The organism is Oleiphilus sp. HI0043, from assembly GCF_001634935.1.
Genome location: NZ_LWEY01001535.1, coordinates 1 through 1,098, shown reverse-complemented (window position 1 = coordinate 1,098; position 1,098 = coordinate 1). Strand labels below are relative to the sequence as shown.

The following is a 1,098-nucleotide window of genomic DNA, read 5'->3' as shown; positions in this document are numbered from 1 at the left end:
AAGCAATTGACGAAGCAGAAGAAAAACTGCTAGTTGCGAAGAAAAAAGGCGTAGAATTCTTCTCTCCATTACATCTTAGGCAAGCAGAAGAGAGCATTGCATTAGCACGCGAGTACCTAACAGCCCCTCCCAGCGATATAAAAAATGCCTCTTTAATGTCCGCGATCGCTGCACAAAAATATATAGAAAACGCTTACGAGAATAAAAAGAAAGTTGAAGGAAATCTAAGGGAGTCCTTAAAAAATCTCGACATTCTAGAAAGTCTCAACGCCCCAGCTCTTGTACCCGACCAATATCAAGATGTCATGGAGTCGCTAAATGACATCATTCAAGAAATTGAACAGGGCAACGTTGCTGATGCTAAAAAGAGTGAAGTAGACCTTCTTGAAGACATGGCTGATACCGAAATATCGACACTAAAAGTAACACATCTTAATGAAGCTGTTTCGTTTTTCGAGCGTGCCTCGGACATCGACGCAGATGAGTACGCCGAATTGAGCTATGAAAAAGCAGAAGCTAAACTTGAAGCCTCAACAAGCTTTATTGAGAAGAATTATAGAGATAGAGAGGGGGTAAAAGCTGCAGGCATTGATGCTCTTTTGGCGACTAAAAAAGCTTACTTCGTTGCGATTGAAGCCGAACGCACGGTAAAAATGAAACCAGAAGAAGCTGAAAAGCACGTTCTTAAAGTAATGGAACTTCTCAATAACATTCACTTAGCTACATCAGGTCAAGACATTGAGCCTGAAAAACTATTTAACCAGTCAGAAGTTATAATCGATCTTATAAAAGAGCTGAAAAAGGCCCCTGTACAAAAACCTGAGCTTCCCGCTTCCCAGATCCAAACTTTCGCTGCGCCTCGATCCGAGCCGCTTGTGATTGAAACGCTCGAAGCACCTGCTCTGCCCGCCGGACATAAACCTCTGGAAGGCTTAGAAGTGGACAGCAGCGCTACCGATATCTCTTTACGTAAGGATGAAGACAGCTTTGATGCCATTGAAGTTGCTTCAGATAGCACGACTCTCGAAGAACAACAAAATAATGTTAATACCACTCCTGAAAGCACTCAAGCAGTTATTGATAATACGCAAGCAAACT

The 1,098-nt window shown here is 42.3% G+C and carries 1 protein-coding gene; it reads left to right on the top strand.

Translation table 11 applies throughout. The features are described from left to right. Positions 1-1,098, top strand: a 1,098-nt coding sequence (locus tag A3729_RS33355) for a hypothetical protein (protein ID WP_197475995.1), incomplete at both ends; no start/stop codon positions are given.